The organism is Priestia aryabhattai (assembly GCF_023715685.1).
Taxonomy (GTDB): Bacteria; Bacillota; Bacilli; order Bacillales; family Bacillaceae_H; genus Priestia; species Priestia aryabhattai_B.
The window spans coordinates 1-280 of the sequence record NZ_JAMBOQ010000112.1 but is presented as its reverse complement, the minus strand read 5'-3'; the positions used below and the strand labels follow the sequence as shown (position 1 = coordinate 280).

Here is a 280-nt window from a genome sequence, read left to right as displayed (position 1 = left end):
AACGAGAGTTCTCTCGATCACCTTAGGATTCTCTCCTCGCCTACCTGTGTCGGTTTGCGGTACGGGCACCTCCCGCCTCGCTAGAGGCTTTTCTTGGCAGTGTGGAATCAGGAACTTCGGTACTATAGTTCCCTCGTCATCACAGCTCAGCCTTAATGATGAGCGGATTTGCCTACTCATCAGCCTAACTGCTTGAACGCGCATATCCAGCAGCGCGCTTACCCTATCCTACTGCGTCCCCCCATTACTCAAACGGCGGGGAGGTGGTACAGGAATATCA

The 280-nt window shown here is 53.6% G+C and carries 1 rRNA gene; it reads right to left on the bottom strand.

Annotation, left to right across the window (positions count from 1 at the left end):
* Positions 1–280 (bottom strand): 23S ribosomal RNA (locus M3225_RS29255); the annotation flags it as partial.